Here is a 15,988-nt window from a genome sequence, read left to right as displayed (position 1 = left end):
AAGTGGTCGGGGCGGGGCCAGTTGAAGCCGGTGCCCTGGACGACGTGGATCTTCTCGCGGAGCAGCAGGTCCAGGACGAAGCGCTCGTCGTCGACGATCCGGTGGACGGCGGGGTCCAGCCGGGCGAAGGCGTAGAGCGCGCCCTTGGGCTTGACGCAGCTGACGCCCGGGATCTCGTTCAGCGCCCGGTACGCGACGTCGCGCTGTTCGGCGAGGCGGCCGCCCGGCAGGACCAGGTCGTTGATGGACTGGTGGCCGCCGAGCGCGGCCTGGACCGCGTACTGGGCGGGCACGTTCGGGCACAGCCGCATGCCGGAGAGCATGGTGAGGCCCTCCAGGTAGTCGCTCGCGTGCTGCTTGGGGCCGGAGACGACCAGCCAGCCGCTGCGGAAGCCGGCCACCCGGTAGGACTTGGACAGCCCGTTGAAGGTGAGGGTGAGGACGTCGTCGGCGAGCGCGGCCAGGCAGTGGTGCTCGACGTCGTCGTAGAGGATCTTGTCGTAGATCTCGTCGGCCAGCACCATCAGCTGGTGCCGGCGGGCGAGGTCGAGGATGCCCTCCAGCAGTTCCTTCGGATAGACGGCGCCGGTGGGGTTGTTGGGGTTGATGACCACGATCGCCTTGGTGCGGGCGGTGATCTTCGCGGCGATGTCGTCGAGGTCCGGGAACCAGTCGGCCTGCTCGTCGCAGGCGTAGTGCACCGCCTTGCCGCCGGCCAGCCGGACCACCGCCGTCCACAGCGGGTAGTCCGGCATCGGGACGAGTACCTCGTCGCCGTCGTCCACCAGTGCGGTGACGGCCATCTGGATCAGCTCCGAGACGCCGTTGCCGAGGTAGACGTCGTTGACGGTCACGCCGTCGACGCCGCGCTGCTGGTAGTACTGCACGACCGCGCGCCGGGCCGGCAGGATGCCCCGCGAATCGCTGTAGCCGTGCGCCCGCGGAAGGTTGCGGATGATGTCCTGGAGGATCTCCTCCGGCGCCTCGAAGCCGAACGTGGCCGGGTTGCCGGTGTTCAGCCGGAGCACGCTGTGCCCCGCCTCCTCCAGCGCGTTGGCCTGGTCGACCACCGGGCCGCGGATCTCGTAGCACACGTCATTCAGCTTGCTGGACTGCCGAAACTCCATCTGCGGCCTCCCGACCGTCACCCCACACCGACCCTGGTTGCTTTGTTCTACCAAGTAGGCACTTGGAAAGTCCAACCTTTTGGCTATGCTGATCCACATGTCACGCCGAAGCTACGACCAGTACTGCGCCGTCGCCCGCGCCCTGGACGCGGTGGGGGAGCGCTGGAGCCTCCTGATCGTCCGTGAACTCCTGGCCGGCCCGCGCCGCTACACCGACCTGCACGCCGACCTGCCCGGCGTCTCCACCGACATCCTCGCCGCGCGGCTCAAGCAGCTGGAGGGCGAGGGCGTCGTCGAGCGCCGCCGCCTGGAACGGCCGGCCAACGCCACCGTCTACGAGCTGACCGGGCGTGGGGCCGCGCTGCGGCCGGTCGTCGAGGCGCTCGGCGGCTGGGGACTCGACGCGCTGGGGGAGCAGCGGCCGACCGACGCGGTGCGGACGCACTGGGTCACGGGCGGGGCGGTGGCGGCGGAGCCTGTGGGCACGGCGGATGTGGTGGGCGGGGTGGGCGCGGTGGCCGCCGGCTGAAGTCCGGCCTCGGTCCGGTCCGGCTCCGGCCGCGGCGAGGTGGCCGGTCGCGGGGGCACCCGTGTGGGAGGCGCCGCGCCCGCGACCGGCGGTGGGGAGAGCGGCCCCGGTGTCCGACACCCCCGAGGCCGGACGCCGCGGAGCGCACGGCCCGCGGTTCCCCCCCCGGCCGTTCCTCCCGACGGTCCCCACTCTGCCCGCCGCCGATCAACGCGCGATCGGCGTCCGCTTGCCGCGGGCGTTGAGTCGCCGCCGATCCGCGCGCGCGGGCGGGGTCCACGGGTGGGCCGGGGACGGCGCGCGTACGATCGTCGGGCCATGGAGAACACGCAGAACACGCCCACCGCCTTTCGCAGTTACGTCGCCGTCGGGGACTCCTTCACCGAGGGCATGTGCGACGAGCTGCTGCCCGACGGCCACTACCGGGGCTGGGCCGACCGCCTCGCCGCCCGGCTCGCGGCCGAACACCGGGCCGAGCAACCGGCCGACGGCTTCCGGTACGCCAACCTCGCCGTCCGGGGCAAGCTCATCGGCCAGATCCACGACGAGCAGGTCGAGCGGGCCGCGGGACTGGGCGCCGAGCTGGTCACCCTGGCCGGCGGGCTCAACGACGTGCTGCGCCCGCGCTGCGACATCGCCCGGGTCGAGGAACTCCTCGGCTCCGCCGCCACCCGGCTGCGCGCCACCGGCGCCACCGTGGTCATGTTCAGCAGCACCGACCCCACCCGCCGGATGGCCGGCTCGGCCCGGCTGCTCCCCGCGATCCTGCGGATGAAGGACTTCGTCCACGAGCTCGCCCAGGACCCGGGCATCGCGGTGGTCGACCTGTTCTCCGCGCCCTGCTTCGACGACCGTCGGCTCTGGGCCGAGGACCGGCTCCACCTCTCGCCCGAGGGCCACCGCCGGGTCGCCGAAGCGGTGCTGGAGTCGCTCGGCCGGCCCGCCGGCTTCGACTGGCGCGCCCCGCTCCCGGCCACCGCCCCGCCGACCCGCGCCGAGAAGCTGGCCGCCGACGCCCGCTGGGTCCGCACCCACCTCGGCCCCTGGATCGGCCGCCGGCTCACCGGCCGCTCCTCCGGCGACGGCCGCGCGCCGAAGCGGGCCGAGCTGGCACCCTACGAGGGCTGAGCCCGGCGGTTCCGGGTGGGCCCGCGCCGTGCGAGAGTGCGGGCGGGTCAGCCGCGGAACAGGTTGTGGCCGACGTCCGACGGCACCGCGTCCTGGTACGGGACGGCGTCCGGGCCGGGCACCTGCTGGCCCGGGACCGGCTCGGTGCCCTCCCGGTGCAGCAGGTAGACGCCGTCCTCCGACCAGACCGTCCGGTACCCGTGCGCGAGCAGCAGCTCGATCCGCGCCGCCTGCTCCCGGTCGGTGCGGAACGGGAAGGACCGCTTGTCCGCGCGGATCAGCACGTACTCGCGCCCGCGCGGCTTCTCGTCCACCAGCACCACGTCCGCCCGCGCGGTAAGCCGGGGCGCCGCCTGGTTGTCGGCCTCCACCGACGCGCCGTCCGGGACCAGCGCCGCGCCGCGCAGCAGCGCCGCCTCGCTCGGCTTCGGCTGCCAGTAGGCCGGGACGAACAGGTTCGCCACCCCCAGCGGCACCGCGGCCGCGACGGTCAGCGCCGCCGCCGCCGCACCGAGCCGCCGGGTGAGCACCCGGCCGTGGCAGCGGCCCAGCACCTCCAGCGCGGCCACCAGCAGGATCGGCCACAGGAACGCGTCGTAGTGCCGGGCGATCGACCAGTGGTTCGGATTGCTGGACAGCACCCGCTCGGCCAGCAGCGGGACGGCCAGGAGCACGGTCGCCGAGCGGAGCGGCAGGGCGAACAGGGTGCCGAAGATCCAGAGCAGCAGCAGCGGCTTCAGCGGGGCGTCGAAGGACGCCGTGAACAGCAGGGTCGGGTCCGCCAGGACGTTGGCGACCGCCGAGCCGCCGTCCTCGCCGAGCGCCTGGTAGTTCCAGTAGTAGCCGGGCACGCCGCCCATCGCGGGCACCAGCTTCGCGATGGCGACCGCCGAGGCGAGCGGACCGCCGAGCAGCAGCCCCGCGCCCCAGCGCACCGCCGGCCGGCGCCGGGCCGGATCGGGGTCCCGCCGGGCCCGCAGCAGCAGCACCAGGCCGTAGGCGCCCACGGCCAGGCCCATGTCCTCCTTGGTGCAGCACAGCAGCAGGCCGGCCAGCGCCGAGGCCCAGTACTGCCGGGCCATCCCGCGCTCCAGCATCAGCAGCGTGAGCGGCACCGCGAACGCCACCTCGTGGAACCCGCCGCGCGAGGCCACCAGCAGCGGCCACCCCAGTCCGTACGCGAGCGCGGCCAGGTCGGCGGCGCGGCGGGCGGTGCGCGGGTCGGCGTCGGCGAAGCAGCGTCCGGTGATCCGGCGGATCAGCGGCACCCCGGCGGCGAAGCAGAGCGCCTGGCCGAGCAGCAGCGAGCGCGGGTCGTCCCAGAGCCAGTAGAGCGGCGCCATCAGCGCGATCACGGGGGAGAAGTGGTCGCCGAGCAGCGAGAAGCCGGGCGGGAACTCGTGGTGGTAGCTCTTCAGCGTCGAGACCGGCAGACCGAGGTGCGCGTAGCCGCGCACGCCCTGGTCGAAGATCCCGAGGTCGAAGCCGCCGAGCTGGGCGGTGGTCCACTGCTGGAGGCCGATCGCGAGGCAGACCGCGAAGCAGAGCAGGGTCAGGCCCAGGGTGCGGGCGCGCGGCGGGATCCGGAGGGCCGGTCCGGCGGCGGGGTCGGTGGTGCTGTCGACGCGGGCTGCGCCGGGCGTGCTCGTGGCGTCCTCGGCGCCCTCGGTGTCCGGGTACGGCGTCACGTCGTGCCGGGACATGCCTTGGGTCCTCCGTCGGTGCTGTACTGCTGAGCTGCGGTGCTGTGCGGTGCTGTGCTGCGACCCCGGTGCTGTGGTGGTGCTGCGGTGGTGCTGCGGTGCCGGGGTTCGGCCGACCACACTAACCGACGGCCGTTCGAAGCGGTCGGTACGCTCTACAGCGCACCACCCGTCGTCCTGGAGGAACAACAGCACCGTGAGCGTCCCGAGCCTCAACCTCGTCTCCGACTGCGGTAGCTGTTTCGGGCTGTGCTGTGTGGCACTGCCGTTCGCCGCCGGCACGGACTTCGCCGTCGACAAGGCCGCGGGCACCCCCTGCCGCAACCTCCGCACCGACTTCAGCTGCGGGATCCACGAGCGGCTGCGCGACACCGGCTTCCCCGGCTGCACGGTGTACGACTGCTTCGGGGCCGGCCAGCAGGTCTCCCAGGTGATTTTCGGCGGGCGCAGCTGGCGCGAGGCGCCGGAGACCGCCCGGACGATGTACGAGGTGTTCCCGGTGGTGCGGCAGCTGCACGAGCTGCTCCAGTACCTCACCGAGGCGCTCGCCCTCGCCCCGGCCCGCCCCGTCCACGGGGAGCTGCGCCGGGCCCTAGAGGAGACGGAGCGGCTGGTCGGCGGCACCCCGGAGGAGATCCTGGCGGTCGACGTCCCCGCGCACCGGCAGACGGTGGCCGAGCTGCTGCTCCGGGCCGGCGAGCTGGTCCGGGCCGCCGTTCCGCGTCGGCGCGACCACCGGGGGGCGGACCTCTTCGGTGCCCGCCTGCGGGGAGCGGACCTGCGCGGTGCCAACCTCCGGGGCGCGATGCTGGTCGCGGCCGACCTGTCCGGGGCGGATCTGCGGCTCGCGGACCTCGTCGGCGCTGACCTGAGGGACGCGAACCTGGCCGGCGCCGACCTGACCGGGGCGCTCTTCCTCACCCAGGCCCAGCTGAACGCGGCCCGCGGCGATGCCGCCACCCGCCTGCCGGCCGCTCTGAAGCGGCCCGCGCACTGGCCGGAGACGGCCGACGCCCCGGCCCCGGCCGGACGCGCGCCCCGCAGGCAGCAGGGCGGCTCGGGCTCGGGCAGCGGTGCCCGAGCCGGTTCGGGCTCCGGCTCGGGCTCGGGTACCCGTTCGGGCTCGGGTTCCGGCTCCGGCGGACGGCCGAAGGGCGGCGGCGGCCGTCAGGGCAGGCCGCGTCGCGGCTGAGCGGCAGCGCCGCTCCGACCCCGGCAGTCAGCCTGTCGTGATCATCCGGCGGTGCGGGCGAACCGCATCGCGCAGCGGCGGTGGGCCCCGTCGTCGCTGAAGGCCTGGTCCGTCAGCTGCCAGCCGGCCGCCTCGATCCGCCGGACGTAGAGGGCGAGGTTCCGGTCGGGATGGACCGGGTGGAGGCGAATGCTCCGGTGGTGCTCGGCGTCCCCCCGCTCCCGGCACCGGGCAGCGTGGCTGTCCACGGGGGCGAGACCACGGGGCACATGGCGATCCATGCCGGCGATGGTAGGCGGGACCGGGACGCCGGGCATCCGGTTTCCTGGTGTCTCCTCCCCGGTCGGAGGCTGCGCGGTCAGCCGGTCAGCCGGTCAGCCGGTCAGCCGGTCAGCCGGTCAGCCGGTCAGCCGGTGAGCAGGTGAGCAGGTCAGCCGGTCAGCCGGTGAGCAGGTGCGGAGCGGTCGTGGGATGTCGGCGGAACAGCGCGCACCCGGCCCCGGCGAGGAGCAGCAGGCCGACGGCGGCGAGGGCGTAGGGGGAGCCGGCCGGGTGCAGCGGCCAGGCCCAGGGGCGGGGGCTGCCGTCCGGGTGCCAGCCCGCCGCCGAGCAGACCAGCGGGACGGCGGCGAGCGCGGCGGCGGCCGGGCGGTGGCCGATCCAGGGGTGGACCAGCAGCGCGAGGCCGAGGTAGCCGGCGATGTTGCGCGCCACGACCAGGGCGAGCGCCCCCTGCCCGGCGGCGTAGGCGAGGCTGCCGCAGGTGGCTCCGGCGGCGGCCAGGGTGAGCGCGAGGCCGACGTCCAGTCCGCGCAGGAACCGCCCGGCGACGGTCTCGGTCCGCAGGTCCCCCCGGCCCAGCCCGTACAGCAGGAACACTGCCGGGAGCAGCGTGATCACGTGCGCGAGCAGGAAGTGCCCGGCCTGCCCGTGCAGGGCCGGCACCGGCAGTTCGCCGTCGCCGAGGAGCAGACCGGCGGCGACGGTCCCGGCGAGGACGGCCACCAGCTGCGGCACCGCGCGTGCCTTGCACCACCAGATCACCGCTCACCCCCGATCGTCGCACCGGTGTGCGGGACCGGAGGGGGCAGGGTGCCGCAGTCGGCCAGGGCGTCCAGGGTGTCCCGGTACCAGGCGAGCTGGGTGGCCTCGGGCAGCTGGAGCAGTTGGGCGGCGCGGGCGCTGTCGGCGGGAGTGAAGCGCCCGTCGGCGGGTCTCTCGGGGGTTCCGGTGATTCCGGTAGTGGCGGTGGAGGCGGCAGTCGCGGTGAGCCAGGCGGTGGCCGTGCCGGTGACGGCCGCGGCGGGGTAGGGGTCGCCGCGGCGGGCGCAGTCCGGGGTGCGGGGGAGCAGCCCGCCGACCACGGCGGCGGTGACGTCCGGCGCCCGCGCGTCGGTCGGGACCCCGAGCCCGGCCTCGCCCGGACCGGGCCGGGCAGCCATGGTGAACACCGCCGGGACGGGGACGCCGCGCCGGGCCAGCGCCCCGGCCGTCCGTCGGACCTCCTCGCGGACCAGCACCGAGCGGGCGGTGCCGAGCTCGGGCCAGAGGCAGACGCGCGGCTGTCCGGAGTCGCAGCGCAGCGCGGCCGAGGACCGGGGGCGCACCGGTTCGGGGCCGAGGTCGCGGGCGGTCCAGCCGCCCAGCGCGACCCCGCCCGCCGTGACCGCGAGCGCGGCGGCGAGGGCGAGCGGGCCGCCGCGCCGTCGGACCAGCAGGACGGCGGCCGCGCAGACCGCGCCGGAGAAGGCCAGCGAGGCCGTCACCGCCCGCCCGTCCAGTACCTGGTCCACCGCGCAGCAGTCGGACAGCCCGCCGCCGACCAGGTGCCGCGGCCAGTAGGTGTCGAAGGCGACCGGGTAGGCGTTGAGGACGAAGCTGCTGATCAGCGCGAGCGGGACGGCTACCACCGGCGCGAGCACCCGGCCGACGACCGAGCCGACCAGGGTGTTGGCGAGCAGCAGGCCGGCCCAGACGGCGAGGACGCCCGGCTGGGGCACGCCGTCGGCCGTGCCGCCGGCCAGTGCCGCGGTGGTGAGCGCGGCGAGCATGCCGAGCCCGCCCATCAGCGCGACCGGCAGCAGTACCGGAGTGGTGATGGCCAGCGCGGAGCGCACCGGCGAGCGGTCGAACACCCCGCCCCGGTGCAGTCGGCCGCCCTCCCAGGCGCCCGCGGCGGCGCACGCCGCGCAGGCGAACGGCAGTGCGAGGCTGGCGTGCCCGGCGGCGGCGAGCCCGTAGGCCGGGGTGACCCAGGCGGTCAGCTCGTCGCCGAGCGCGACCAGGACGAAGCCGAGCAGGAACGGCAGCACCCGGGTGCCGGCCGAGACCCTCAGGACGGTGCGCAGCAGCATGTCAGGTCTCCCGCTCGATCAGGCGCGCGTACGCGGCCTCGGCGCTCGGCGCACCCGTGACGGTTCCGGTTCCGGTTCCGGAGCCGGGGCCCGGGACGGCCGCCGTCGGCCGACCGGAACCGTCGGTGCCGCGCCCGGCGCCGGGCCCGCCCTCGGCCGCCAGCGCGTGGAACTCCTCGGTGGCGCCCTGGAATCTGACCTGCCCCCGGTCCAGCACCACCACCTGCCGGTACGTCCCGGCCAGGTCCTCGGTCTGATGGGTGGAGACGATCACGTTCACCTCGCTCGTCAACTCCTCCACCAGGGCGCGGAACACCGCCCGCTGGGTGGGGTCGAGGCCGGCGGTCGGCTCGTCCATCAGGATCAGTTCGCTGTGGTGGGCGAGGCAGCCGGCGATGCCCATCCGGCGCAACTGGCCGCCGGAGAGCCGGTGTCCGGGCCGGTCGGCCAGCTCGCGGAGGCCGACCCGGGCGAGCGCGACCGCCGAGGCCTGCCAGGCGGCGGCCCTGGACATGCCCTTCAACCAGCCGCAGTACGCGACCTGTTCACGGACGCTGAGCCCCGGCACCGGGGTGATCTGCTGCGGCAGCCAGGCCACCGCGCGCCGGTAGGCGGCCCGGTCGCCCGCGCCGGCCGCCGGATTGACGCCGTGCCAGCCGACGGATCCCCGGTGCGGGCTCAACTGGGAGGCAGCGAGGGCCATGAGGGTGGACTTGCCCGCGCCGTTGGGGCCGAGCAGGACGGTGGCCGGATTGTCGATCCGCAGATCGAGGCCGGTGAAGAGACGGGCCTTCCGGCCGTACTGGAATTCGATGCGCTGGAATTCAAGGGCCATGGCAGGGTCGACGCATTTCGCTCGGGAAAGGGGCGCGGGGTGCCGGCGGGCGGGGGCGGCCGCCGGCGCCGCACATCGAGGGGGTGGGTCGGTGAGGGCGGGCCGAGGGGGCGGGAACGGTGGGCGGCCCGGGTGACGGAGCTCGGTGGTGCTCGGCGGTACTCGGTGGTGCTCAGTACCGGGTGGTCACGGTGTCCACCCAGAGCCGGGAGCCGCTGCGGACGCCCTCCAGCACGAAGTAGTAGTCGCCGGCGCTCTGGTCGCCCCAGCTGGACGTGTCGCAGTGGTTGGAGCGGATTCCGTAGGTCTTGTCGGGCCCGAAGACGTCCTTGTAGAGCTGGAGGTCGGCGTCCTTGAAGTCGTTGTTCCCGGTCTGGCAGCCCTGGAAGGTGACGGAGGTGGCGACGTCGTCGCGGTCGCTGTCCGCCCATCGGCGGGACTCCGAGCCGGGGCCCCAACTGCTGATGTAGGACGCCCAGGAGCCCTCGGCGAGGGCAGGGGTGGCGCCGGCGAAGCCGAGCAGTGCGGCGGTCACCAGCAGGCCGCGGAGCATGCGGCCGGAGCGGTTCTCTGCGTCCATGGTCCGTCCGATCAGTCCGGTGGCACCGCCGGTCGGGCGGTGCCATGCAGGCAGAAGGAAACGAGCGGAGGTTCGACCGGAACGGTCACGGTCACCCGGTCGGCCGAGCCCCCGCGGAAATGACCTTAGCGTGCACGAACAGATGGCCAGCACTATTTTTTCCGGCCATTCGAGCTGGTGCGGCTGGAGAACGGAACTCTGGCAAGCGGATGACCGGAAATTGCTGCAATTTCCCGATCCGAACGCTTTTCCGGCGAAAACCGATCCGCAATGTTCGCTTTTCTTCTATTGCTGGACCGATTCCTTTTTCATGTGATTGTCGCCCCGATGCCGCCCTGGCTGGTTCCGGTTTACCGGTGGGCGCCTTCGGGCCGGTCCGGAAGCAGTCGTGCGCGCAGCCGGCCGATCAGTGCCTCGTCCACCCCGACAGTGCCGGTGGCATAGGCGTGGACCGAGCCGTGGGTGGTTGTCAGGTCCGCGAGCACGAGCCGGATCACGTCCTCCGGCGCGCGTCCGAAGCCCGGCCAGCGGAGCGTGCGCCCCGGATTGGCGGCGTGCCAGTCGGCCACCAGTCGCGCGGTGGCGAGCTCGGTGAGCGCGAAGTCGGCGGCCACGTCGTCCTCGCCGACGCCGAGCAGGCTCAGTACCAGTGCGGCGATCAGCCCGGTGCGGTCCTTGCCCGAGGCGCAGTGGAACACGACCGGCCGGTCGGCGTCGGCGATCAGCTCCAGGACGGTGCGGATCTCCGCGACGCCGTCCTCGGCCACCTCGGCGAAACGATCCGCCAGGTACCGCCAAGGGTCGAGCTCCGGATCGATCTCGGCCTGGTCGTACGGCCGGTGCTCGATCGAGAGGTTGTGGTACGCGACGCCCTCCAGCTCCGGCAGCCGGCCCTTGCGGGCGATCTCCCACGGGTAGCGCAGGTCGATCACGGTGCCGATGTCCAGTGCCCGGAACCGTTCGTGGTCGGCGGGCGAGGTGAGCGTCCCGAGCGAGGCCGAGCGGTAGAGCCGCCCCCACCGGACCGTCCGCCCGTCGGCGGTCGGGTAGCCGCCCAGGTCACGGAAGTTGTGCGGTCCCTCGAAGGCGATATGGCGTGTCATGTTCGCACCCTAATGGGAAGGGTCGACGAGGGGGGAGGGCTGCCCGGCGGGGGCGGCCGCTCAGGTCCGCTCAGAGCTGGTCGGGGCCGCTCAGAGCCGCTCAGAGCTGCTCGGGCGCCGCGACCAGCGCCTCCAGCAGGCCCGGGAAGCGCTCCGTGAACTCCTCGCCCCGCAGCGCGTTCATTCGCGAAGTGCCCACGTAGTGCTGGCGGATCAGCCCCGCTTCGCGCAGGACGTGGAAGTGGTGGGTGGCGGTCGACTTGCCGACCGGCAGCTCGATCACTCCGCACGGCAGGTCCTCGCCCGCCGCGTGCAGGGCGCGGACGATCTGCCTCCGCACCGGGTCGACGAGTGCCTCCAGGGCCTGCTGGAGCGTGATCGTCCGCAGGTCGGGGTGCGGGGGGACGCGGTCCCGGGCGGGGGTGGAGCCGGTGCGCGGTGCGGTTCGTGCCATCGGTGGTCGGCCTCCTGTCCTGTGAGCGGCCATCGTACGAGACTGGTCGAAGTACGACAGCTATCAAAGTTTGACAGCCACCGTACTTTGGGCTTGGCTGGACGGCACGGAAACGCGTTGATCACCTGCTCCGGAGGGAAGTTGAACCATGGTCAGGACCGTGCTGTTCCACGAGCTGGGCGGACCCGAGGTGCTGCGGCTGGAGGAGGTGTCGATCGCCGACCCCGGCCCCGGGGAGCTCCTCGTCCGCATCGACGCGGTCGGCCTCAACCGGGCCGAGGTGCTGTACCGCAGCGGCCAGTACATCGAGGACGTCCGGGAGTTCCCCGGTCGCCTCGGCAGCGAGGCCGCAGGGGTCGTCGAGGCGATCGGCCCGGCCGTCACGGGGTTCGCCGTCGGCGACGCGATCAGCGTCGTCCCGGCCTTCTCGATGAACGACTACGCCGTCTACGCCGAGCGCGCCGTCGTCCCGGCGAACGCGGTGGTGCACCGGCCCGAAGGGCTGGACGCGGTCGGCGGCGCGGCGGTCTGGATGCCCTATGTCACCGCGTACGGCGCCCTGGTGGAAGTCGGAGGGCTGCGCGCCGGTGGCGCCGTGGTGATCACCGCCGCCTCCAGCAGTGTCGGACTGGCGGCGATCCGGATCGCCGACCGCGTCGGCGCCGTCCCGATCGCCACCACCCGCACCCCGGCCAAGCGCGAGGCCCTGCTGAAGGCCGGCGCCGCCGAGGTCGTCGTCACCGAGGAGGAGGACCTCGCCGCCCGCGTCCTGGAGCTGACCGGCGGCCGGGGCGCGGACCTAGCCTTCGACGCCGTCGCCGGGCCTGGCGTCGTCGACCTCGCCCGGGCCCTCGCCCCGGGCGGCACTCTTCTTCTCTACGGCGCCCTCAGCGGCGAGGACACCCCGTTCCCGCCGATGCCGGTGATGAAGGGCAAGTCCATGCGCAGCTACACCCTGCACGAGCTCACCACCGACCCCGAGGGCCTGCGCCGCGCCGAGGCCTTCGTCGCCTCCGGTCTGCGCGCCGGTGCCTTCGAGCCCGCGGTGGACCGGGTCTTCCCCTTCGAGGAGATCGCCGACGCCCACCGGTACCTGGAGGGCGGCAGTCAGATCGGCAAGATCGTGGTGAAGGTGGACCACTGACGTACTTCCGGGAATCGGGGCGCTGTCGCACAGTGGGTCGATGAGAAGCGCGGACGCGGGGAACGGGGCGGGGGGAAGCACGCCGAACAAGCGGGTCGAGCGGCTGGTGAGCGAACTGGAAGCGACCCGTGCCTCCGTCCTCCCCGCGTGACACCGACGTTCACAGGCCGCGCAGCCGGCTGATTCTCGAGGAGTACGGAATGGCGTCGAGGTACGGACCACTGCGGTACGAGTCGGACGGCGCCCGGCTGTGGCGCGGGGAGGCCCGGGCCTGGGAGCCGGTGTTCGACCGGGAAGGGCTGCGGCGGGAGGCCGGCGGGGAGGAGATCCACTGGGGCGGGATCGAGCGGATCGACGTGGAGATCCGGGACATCGGCCTCAAGTCCTGGGCCCAGAACGCCCTGATGTTCCTGCTCACCGTCGGCTCGGTGACGGAGCGGGCTCCCGGGACCACGGACTCCTACCTCTGGGTGAAGCCGCTGGACGGGCCGCCGGTGCGTTGGGCCTTCGACGTGCCGATGCGGTCCGAGGCCCGCTGGAGCCCGGGGGCCGTGCGCCGGTTCGTGCGCCGCCTCGACCGGACCGGGCGGCGGGCCCACCTCGGGTCGCCGGAGCTGGCCGGCAGTCTGGCGGCGCTGCGGCGGATCCCGCAGTTCCCGCCGTGGACGCGGGACCGTGCGGTCGACCGGATCGTCGACGCGCTGCCGGGTACCGATCGGGTGCGGGACCAGCCGTGACGGCGGCGATGTGACACAAAGGCATTGAGAGGGTGGTTATGGAACTGCAGTCCCTCGGGAGTATCAGGGCGTGGCGCAATCCGGTGACTTCGCGGCGGCCGGCCGCGGAGCTGGACTCGCCGTTGGGGCGGATCACCGTCTTCCGAGGGCCGATCGGCGCCTACGTGCCGCTCGGGGCAGCACCGAACGCTGGGAGTTCGTGCTGGACGGCAGCGAGATCCTCTCCGTCGACGGCATGGGTACACCGGGCTACGGGGCACGGGGCCAGCTGAAGCGCGGGGTGGACGTCTCGCTGCTCGGGGTGAAGGGGCGTGTCACCGGAAGGCGTTCCCTGGGGCCGCGTGGGCGCTTCGTCAGGCTGGAGGCGGGCGGGACCGTGTTCGTGGCCGGGGCGCGTCTTCCGCGCGACTACGTCGTCGACTCCTCGGGCACCGAGCTCGCTGACTTCAACGGAACGGACTGGCGCTTCAGGGCGGCCGAGCCAGGCATCGTCGCGTTCGCGGCCCTGATCGTCGCGGCCGACCTCGGGGTGACGCTGATGTCGCCCCTGCTCGAGATCTTCTGAGGCGGCTCCGCGGTCCGCTCCCGCTCCGCAGTGGGATCGGCGATGATGGATCCGGTGTGACGGGGCGTGGGGACGGTCGTCCGGGGCGGCCCGTGCCGGACGAGCAGGCGGAGGCCCGATGGAGCACGGTATCGACCGCAACCTCGCCACGTCCGCGGACCGGGCGGACTATCTGGTCGAGCTCTCCAACATCGTCCGGCGCACGGACTTCGGCGGGCCCGCGGCGAGGTCGCTGCACCGGCTGGGCCTGGTGGTGGACGCGCTGGTGCGGCTCACCGGGGACCGGCGGGTGGCCGTCTACTGCGTCGCCGACCGCAGCCTGCTGGGCGGGCGGCGGGAGTTCACCGAGCCCGGGGACGCGCCGACGCTGGCCCGCTGGGTCGCCGAGGGGCTGGTCGAGGAGGTGCCGGACGCCGACGAGCGGGTGCTGGAGATCGCCGGCATGACCGGGATCCAGGTGGTGACCGGCGACTACTACGACGACCACCGGATCGAGCACCCGTGGATCCAGGGCAACACCTGGCAGTTCCTGCGGCCGGAGGCGGCCGGGCGGGGCGCGGTCCGGCTGGCGCCGCTGGACATGGGGCACCGGACCGGCGCGGAGATCTCCAAGAAGATGGAGCTGTCCGTGCTCAAGAAGCAGGGGCTGCTGACCGCCGCCCGCAAACCGCTGGTCGAGGTGGTCGGGCGGGCCTGGCGCTGCCCGGACGCGCGGTGCAGCCTCTACAGCGTGCACCGCGGCGGGCGGGTGATGCTGCCGCGGATGCGCGGCGGTGTGCCGACCTGCGAGCTGCACGGCACCCCGCTGCTCGACGACGGGGCCCGGCCGGGTGCCGCCCAGGTGAAGCTGGTGCTGGACGGGGAGTGCGTGGGCCGGTTCACCCTCGACGAGGGCGCGCGCACCGAGGTCGGCCGTGCCCCGGGGACGGCCGACGGCATCGCGCTGGCCGGGCTGCTGCCCGCCGAGCGCGCCGCCCGGGTCAGCCGCCGGCACCTGCTGGTCGCGGTGCGCGGCGGCGCCGTGGTGGTGCGGGACACCAGCACCTACGGCAGCCGGATCCGGGTGGCCGGGCGGCGCGGGCACCTCGGCCCGTGGGAGCCGTTCGCGGCGGGGGCCGACCGGCCGTTCCGGCCGGGAGACGAGGTCGAACTCACCCCCGGCCTGCTGCTGACCCGCAGCGGGCGCCGCTTCCCGGCCGAACTGGCCGGCGCCTGGCGGGCGGAGGGCGCCCGCACCCCGCTGCCGCCGGGCGCGGCGGAGCCCACCCGCTTCGTCTGAGGCAGCACCCCCTCCGTCAGACGCTGCGGTCCGTCAGGACCTCCCGGACGACGTGGCGGGCGTTGGCGGCCAGCGGGGGGTTGGTGGTGCGGTAGTAGGGCAGTTGGACGAGGGCGATGGAGAGCGCCCAGGCGCGGCCGCGTTCCCAGGTGGCGTCGTCGACCGCCAGGGCGGCCCGGAAGGCCGGGCGGGCGGACGCCGGGAGCACGTTCCAGGCGGCGATCAGGTCCACCGTCGGATCGCCCGTCCCGAGCAGCCCGAAGTCCAGGACGGCGCTCAGGCGTTGTCCGGCGACCAGGAGGTTCCCGGCGGTGAGGTCGCCGTGCACCCAGGCGGCCGGGCCGGTCGGCTCGGGCAGCCGCAGTGCCTTGTCCCAGAGCGCGGTGGCCGCCCCGGTGTCGATCACGCCCCGCAGCCGTCCGACCGCCGCGCGGGTGGCGGCGTCGCGGCCGGCCAGCGGGCCGCCGCGGGAGGCCGGCGGGGCGTCCGGCCCCGGCTCGACGGCGCGCAGCGCGCCGAGGAACCCGGCCAGGTCCCGGGCGAGTTGCCCGGGGTCGGCGAGCGCCCCGGCGGTCGGGTTGGCGCCGTCCAGCCAGCGCAGCACCGACCACTCCCACGGGTAGGCGGCGGTCGGCCGCCCGTGGGCGACCGGTATCGGCACCGGTACCGGCAGCCGCGGCGCGAGGCGGGGCAGCCAGTGCTGCTCGCGCGCGATGTTCCCGGCGGCCCAGGCGGCCCGGGGCAGCCGGACGGCGAGGTCGGCGCCGAGCCGGAACATCGCGTTGTCGGTGGCGGTGATGCCGACCGGGGTCAGCGGCAGGCCCGTCCACTGCGGGAACTGGGCCGCGATCAGCCGTCTCACCAAGCCGGTGTCGATGACGGGTTCTTCGTCGTGAAGACGGTCGTGCAGGAAGTCGTCGTCGTGCATGCGGTCGGGCGTCCGGGCGGCTGCGCACATGCCCGGCACTGTACGCCGGGACGGGCCCCGCGATCAGGCGGATTTCGAACACCAGGGTGAGAACGTGAGGATTTCACAGGGGCGTTGGGTTTCGCGGGGGCGCTCGGGGAGGCGTCGGCGCTGCCGGGAGCCGCCGGTCCGGGCCGGTCGGAGCGGTGGCCGATCGGTCGCGGAGCGCTTCGCGGGTGGGCGCGGAGCGGTCGTGGGGCGCGGGGCGGGGGCGCGCCCGCGTGGGTGGGCTCCGTCCGGCCGGGACCGCCGGCGCGCCACGCCCGGGGTGGTGGGGGCGGGGCGGGCCGT

General features: G+C 74.3%; 16 protein-coding genes and 2 pseudogenes. 8 read left to right on the top strand and 10 right to left on the bottom strand.

Features of this window, described 5'->3' with window-relative positions; all coding sequences use genetic code 11:
- On the bottom strand, window positions 1–1,127 hold a 1,127-nt coding region (locus BI06_RS26875), incomplete at its 3' end, for a pyridoxal phosphate-dependent aminotransferase (RefSeq protein WP_043472191.1).
- Window positions 1,128–1,224: 97 nt separating this feature from the next.
- On the opposite strand from BI06_RS26875, the pseudogene BI06_RS26870 reads away from it, so the two are divergent.
- Both BI06_RS26870 and BI06_RS26865 read left to right on the top strand, forming a co-directional pair.
- Window positions 1,225–1,575, top strand: a pseudogene (locus tag BI06_RS26870) (winged helix-turn-helix transcriptional regulator); the annotation flags it as partial.
- 399 nt (window positions 1,576–1,974) lie between these two features.
- Window positions 1,975–2,784 carry an SGNH/GDSL hydrolase family protein gene (locus BI06_RS26865; RefSeq protein WP_043472188.1) on the top strand — a complete coding sequence of 270 codons (810 nt, stop codon included), beginning with the start codon at window positions 1,975–1,977 and terminating at the stop codon, window positions 2,782–2,784.
- A 47-nt stretch (window positions 2,785–2,831) separates the two neighbouring features.
- Here the strand turns inward: BI06_RS26865 and BI06_RS26860 are convergent, their stop codons facing one another.
- Window positions 2,832–4,487: a DUF2079 domain-containing protein gene (locus BI06_RS26860; RefSeq protein ID WP_082558702.1), complete on the bottom strand. Its 1,656-nt coding sequence runs from the start codon at window positions 4,485–4,487 to the stop codon at window positions 2,832–2,834.
- A 196-nt stretch (window positions 4,488–4,683) separates the two neighbouring features.
- On the opposite strand from BI06_RS26860, the pseudogene BI06_RS26855 reads away from it, so the two are divergent.
- A pseudogene (locus tag BI06_RS26855) lies at window positions 4,684–5,484 on the top strand (pentapeptide repeat-containing protein); the annotation flags it as partial.
- A gap of 236 nt (window positions 5,485–5,720) precedes the next feature.
- On the opposite strand, the gene BI06_RS26850 reads toward BI06_RS26855, so the two are convergent.
- From BI06_RS26850 to BI06_RS26830, 5 genes are all read right to left on the bottom strand, one after another.
- Window positions 5,721–5,960 carry a hypothetical protein gene (locus BI06_RS26850; RefSeq protein ID WP_149030487.1) on the bottom strand — a complete coding sequence of 80 codons (240 nt, stop codon included), beginning with the start codon at window positions 5,958–5,960 and terminating at the stop codon, window positions 5,721–5,723.
- Window positions 5,961–6,117: 157 nt separating this feature from the next.
- On the bottom strand, window positions 6,118–6,696 hold the full coding sequence (locus BI06_RS26845) for a hypothetical protein (protein WP_149030486.1): 579 nt from the start codon (window positions 6,694–6,696) through the stop codon (window positions 6,118–6,120).
- 23 nt (window positions 6,697–6,719) lie between these two features.
- Complete coding sequence (locus BI06_RS26840) at window positions 6,720–8,033, bottom strand: hypothetical protein (RefSeq protein ID WP_043472182.1); 1,314 nt, start codon at window positions 8,031–8,033, stop codon at window positions 6,720–6,722.
- A gap of 1 nt (window position 8,034) precedes the next feature.
- A complete protein-coding gene (locus BI06_RS26835) occupies window positions 8,035–8,868 on the bottom strand; it encodes an ATP-binding cassette domain-containing protein (RefSeq protein ID WP_063795025.1) in 834 nt (277 codons plus the stop codon).
- 172 nt (window positions 8,869–9,040) lie between these two features.
- The gene (locus BI06_RS26830; protein ID WP_043472179.1) at window positions 9,041–9,448 is read right to left on the bottom strand and encodes a hypothetical protein; all 408 of its coding nucleotides are present in this window, start codon (window positions 9,446–9,448) and stop codon (window positions 9,041–9,043) included.
- Between the two features lie 130 nt (window positions 9,449–9,578).
- Between BI06_RS26830 and BI06_RS49695 the strand changes: the two genes are divergently transcribed.
- Window positions 9,579–9,764: a hypothetical protein gene (locus tag BI06_RS49695; RefSeq protein WP_149030485.1), complete on the top strand. Its 186-nt coding sequence runs from the start codon at window positions 9,579–9,581 to the stop codon at window positions 9,762–9,764.
- Between the two features lie 34 nt (window positions 9,765–9,798).
- Here BI06_RS49695 and BI06_RS26825 read toward each other — a convergent pair whose 3' ends face one another.
- Together BI06_RS26825 and BI06_RS26820 are read right to left on the bottom strand one after the other, a co-directional pair.
- The gene (locus BI06_RS26825; RefSeq protein ID WP_043472176.1) at window positions 9,799–10,551 is read right to left on the bottom strand and encodes a tyrosine-protein phosphatase; all 753 of its coding nucleotides are present in this window, start codon (window positions 10,549–10,551) and stop codon (window positions 9,799–9,801) included.
- Between the two features lie 100 nt (window positions 10,552–10,651).
- Window positions 10,652–11,005: a helix-turn-helix transcriptional regulator gene (locus BI06_RS26820; protein WP_051741931.1), complete on the bottom strand. Its 354-nt coding sequence runs from the start codon at window positions 11,003–11,005 to the stop codon at window positions 10,652–10,654.
- 148 nt (window positions 11,006–11,153) lie between these two features.
- Here BI06_RS26820 and BI06_RS26815 point away from each other — a divergent pair, with 148 nt between their 5' ends.
- The 4 genes from BI06_RS26815 to BI06_RS26800 all read left to right on the top strand — a co-directional run bounded on the left by BI06_RS26815 (window position 11,154) and on the right by BI06_RS26800 (window position 14,730).
- Window positions 11,154–12,149 (top strand): zinc-dependent alcohol dehydrogenase family protein, encoded by a 996-nt coding sequence (locus tag BI06_RS26815; protein WP_043472172.1) that lies wholly within the window; start codon window positions 11,154–11,156, stop codon window positions 12,147–12,149.
- Window positions 12,150–12,349: 200 nt separating this feature from the next.
- Window positions 12,350–12,886, top strand: coding sequence for a hypothetical protein (locus tag BI06_RS26810; RefSeq protein WP_043472169.1), 537 nt, complete (start codon window positions 12,350–12,352; stop codon window positions 12,884–12,886).
- A 199-nt stretch (window positions 12,887–13,085) separates the two neighbouring features.
- Window positions 13,086–13,451 carry a hypothetical protein gene (locus BI06_RS26805; protein WP_043472166.1) on the top strand — a complete coding sequence of 122 codons (366 nt, stop codon included), beginning with the start codon at window positions 13,086–13,088 and terminating at the stop codon, window positions 13,449–13,451.
- 118 nt (window positions 13,452–13,569) lie between these two features.
- On the top strand, window positions 13,570–14,730 hold the full coding sequence (locus BI06_RS26800; RefSeq protein WP_043472162.1) for a hypothetical protein: 1,161 nt from the start codon (window positions 13,570–13,572) through the stop codon (window positions 14,728–14,730).
- 16 nt (window positions 14,731–14,746) lie between these two features.
- On the opposite strand, the gene BI06_RS26795 is transcribed toward BI06_RS26800, so the two are convergent.
- Window positions 14,747–15,688, bottom strand: a complete 942-nt coding sequence (locus BI06_RS26795; RefSeq protein ID WP_233290302.1) for an aminoglycoside phosphotransferase family protein — start codon at window positions 15,686–15,688, stop codon at window positions 14,747–14,749.
- Window positions 15,689–15,988 lie beyond the last annotated feature (300 nt).

The sequence above is a fragment of the Kitasatospora sp. MBT66 genome (genome assembly GCF_000710405.2).
Taxonomy (GTDB): Bacteria; Actinomycetota; Actinomycetes; order Streptomycetales; family Streptomycetaceae; genus Kitasatospora; species Kitasatospora purpeofusca.
This window is presented reverse-complemented; position numbering and strand designations above follow the sequence as displayed.

Coding starts and splice junctions, on each gene's coding strand:
- BI06_RS26840 (WP_043472182.1), bottom strand. CDS start 8,033: ATGCTGCTGCGCACCGTCCTGAGGGTCTCGGCCGGCACCCGGGTGCTG.
- BI06_RS26865 (WP_043472188.1), top strand. CDS start 1,975: ATGGAGAACACGCAGAACACGCCCACCGCCTTTCGCAGTTACGTCGCC.
- BI06_RS26860 (WP_082558702.1), bottom strand. CDS start 4,487: ATGTCCCGGCACGACGTGACGCCGTACCCGGACACCGAGGGCGCCGAG.
- BI06_RS26825 (WP_043472176.1), bottom strand. CDS start 10,551: ATGACACGCCATATCGCCTTCGAGGGACCGCACAACTTCCGTGACCTG.
- BI06_RS26795 (WP_233290302.1), bottom strand. CDS start 15,688: ATGTGCGCAGCCGCCCGGACGCCCGACCGCATGCACGACGACGACTTC.
- BI06_RS26810 (WP_043472169.1), top strand. CDS start 12,350: ATGGCGTCGAGGTACGGACCACTGCGGTACGAGTCGGACGGCGCCCGG.
- BI06_RS26800 (WP_043472162.1), top strand. CDS start 13,570: ATGGAGCACGGTATCGACCGCAACCTCGCCACGTCCGCGGACCGGGCG.
- BI06_RS26820 (WP_051741931.1), bottom strand. CDS start 11,005: ATGGCACGAACCGCACCGCGCACCGGCTCCACCCCCGCCCGGGACCGC.
- BI06_RS26835 (WP_063795025.1), bottom strand. CDS start 8,868: ATGGCCCTTGAATTCCAGCGCATCGAATTCCAGTACGGCCGGAAGGCC.
- BI06_RS26815 (WP_043472172.1), top strand. CDS start 11,154: ATGGTCAGGACCGTGCTGTTCCACGAGCTGGGCGGACCCGAGGTGCTG.
- BI06_RS26830 (WP_043472179.1), bottom strand. CDS start 9,448: ATGGACGCAGAGAACCGCTCCGGCCGCATGCTCCGCGGCCTGCTGGTG.
- BI06_RS26850 (WP_149030487.1), bottom strand. CDS start 5,960: ATGGATCGCCATGTGCCCCGTGGTCTCGCCCCCGTGGACAGCCACGCT.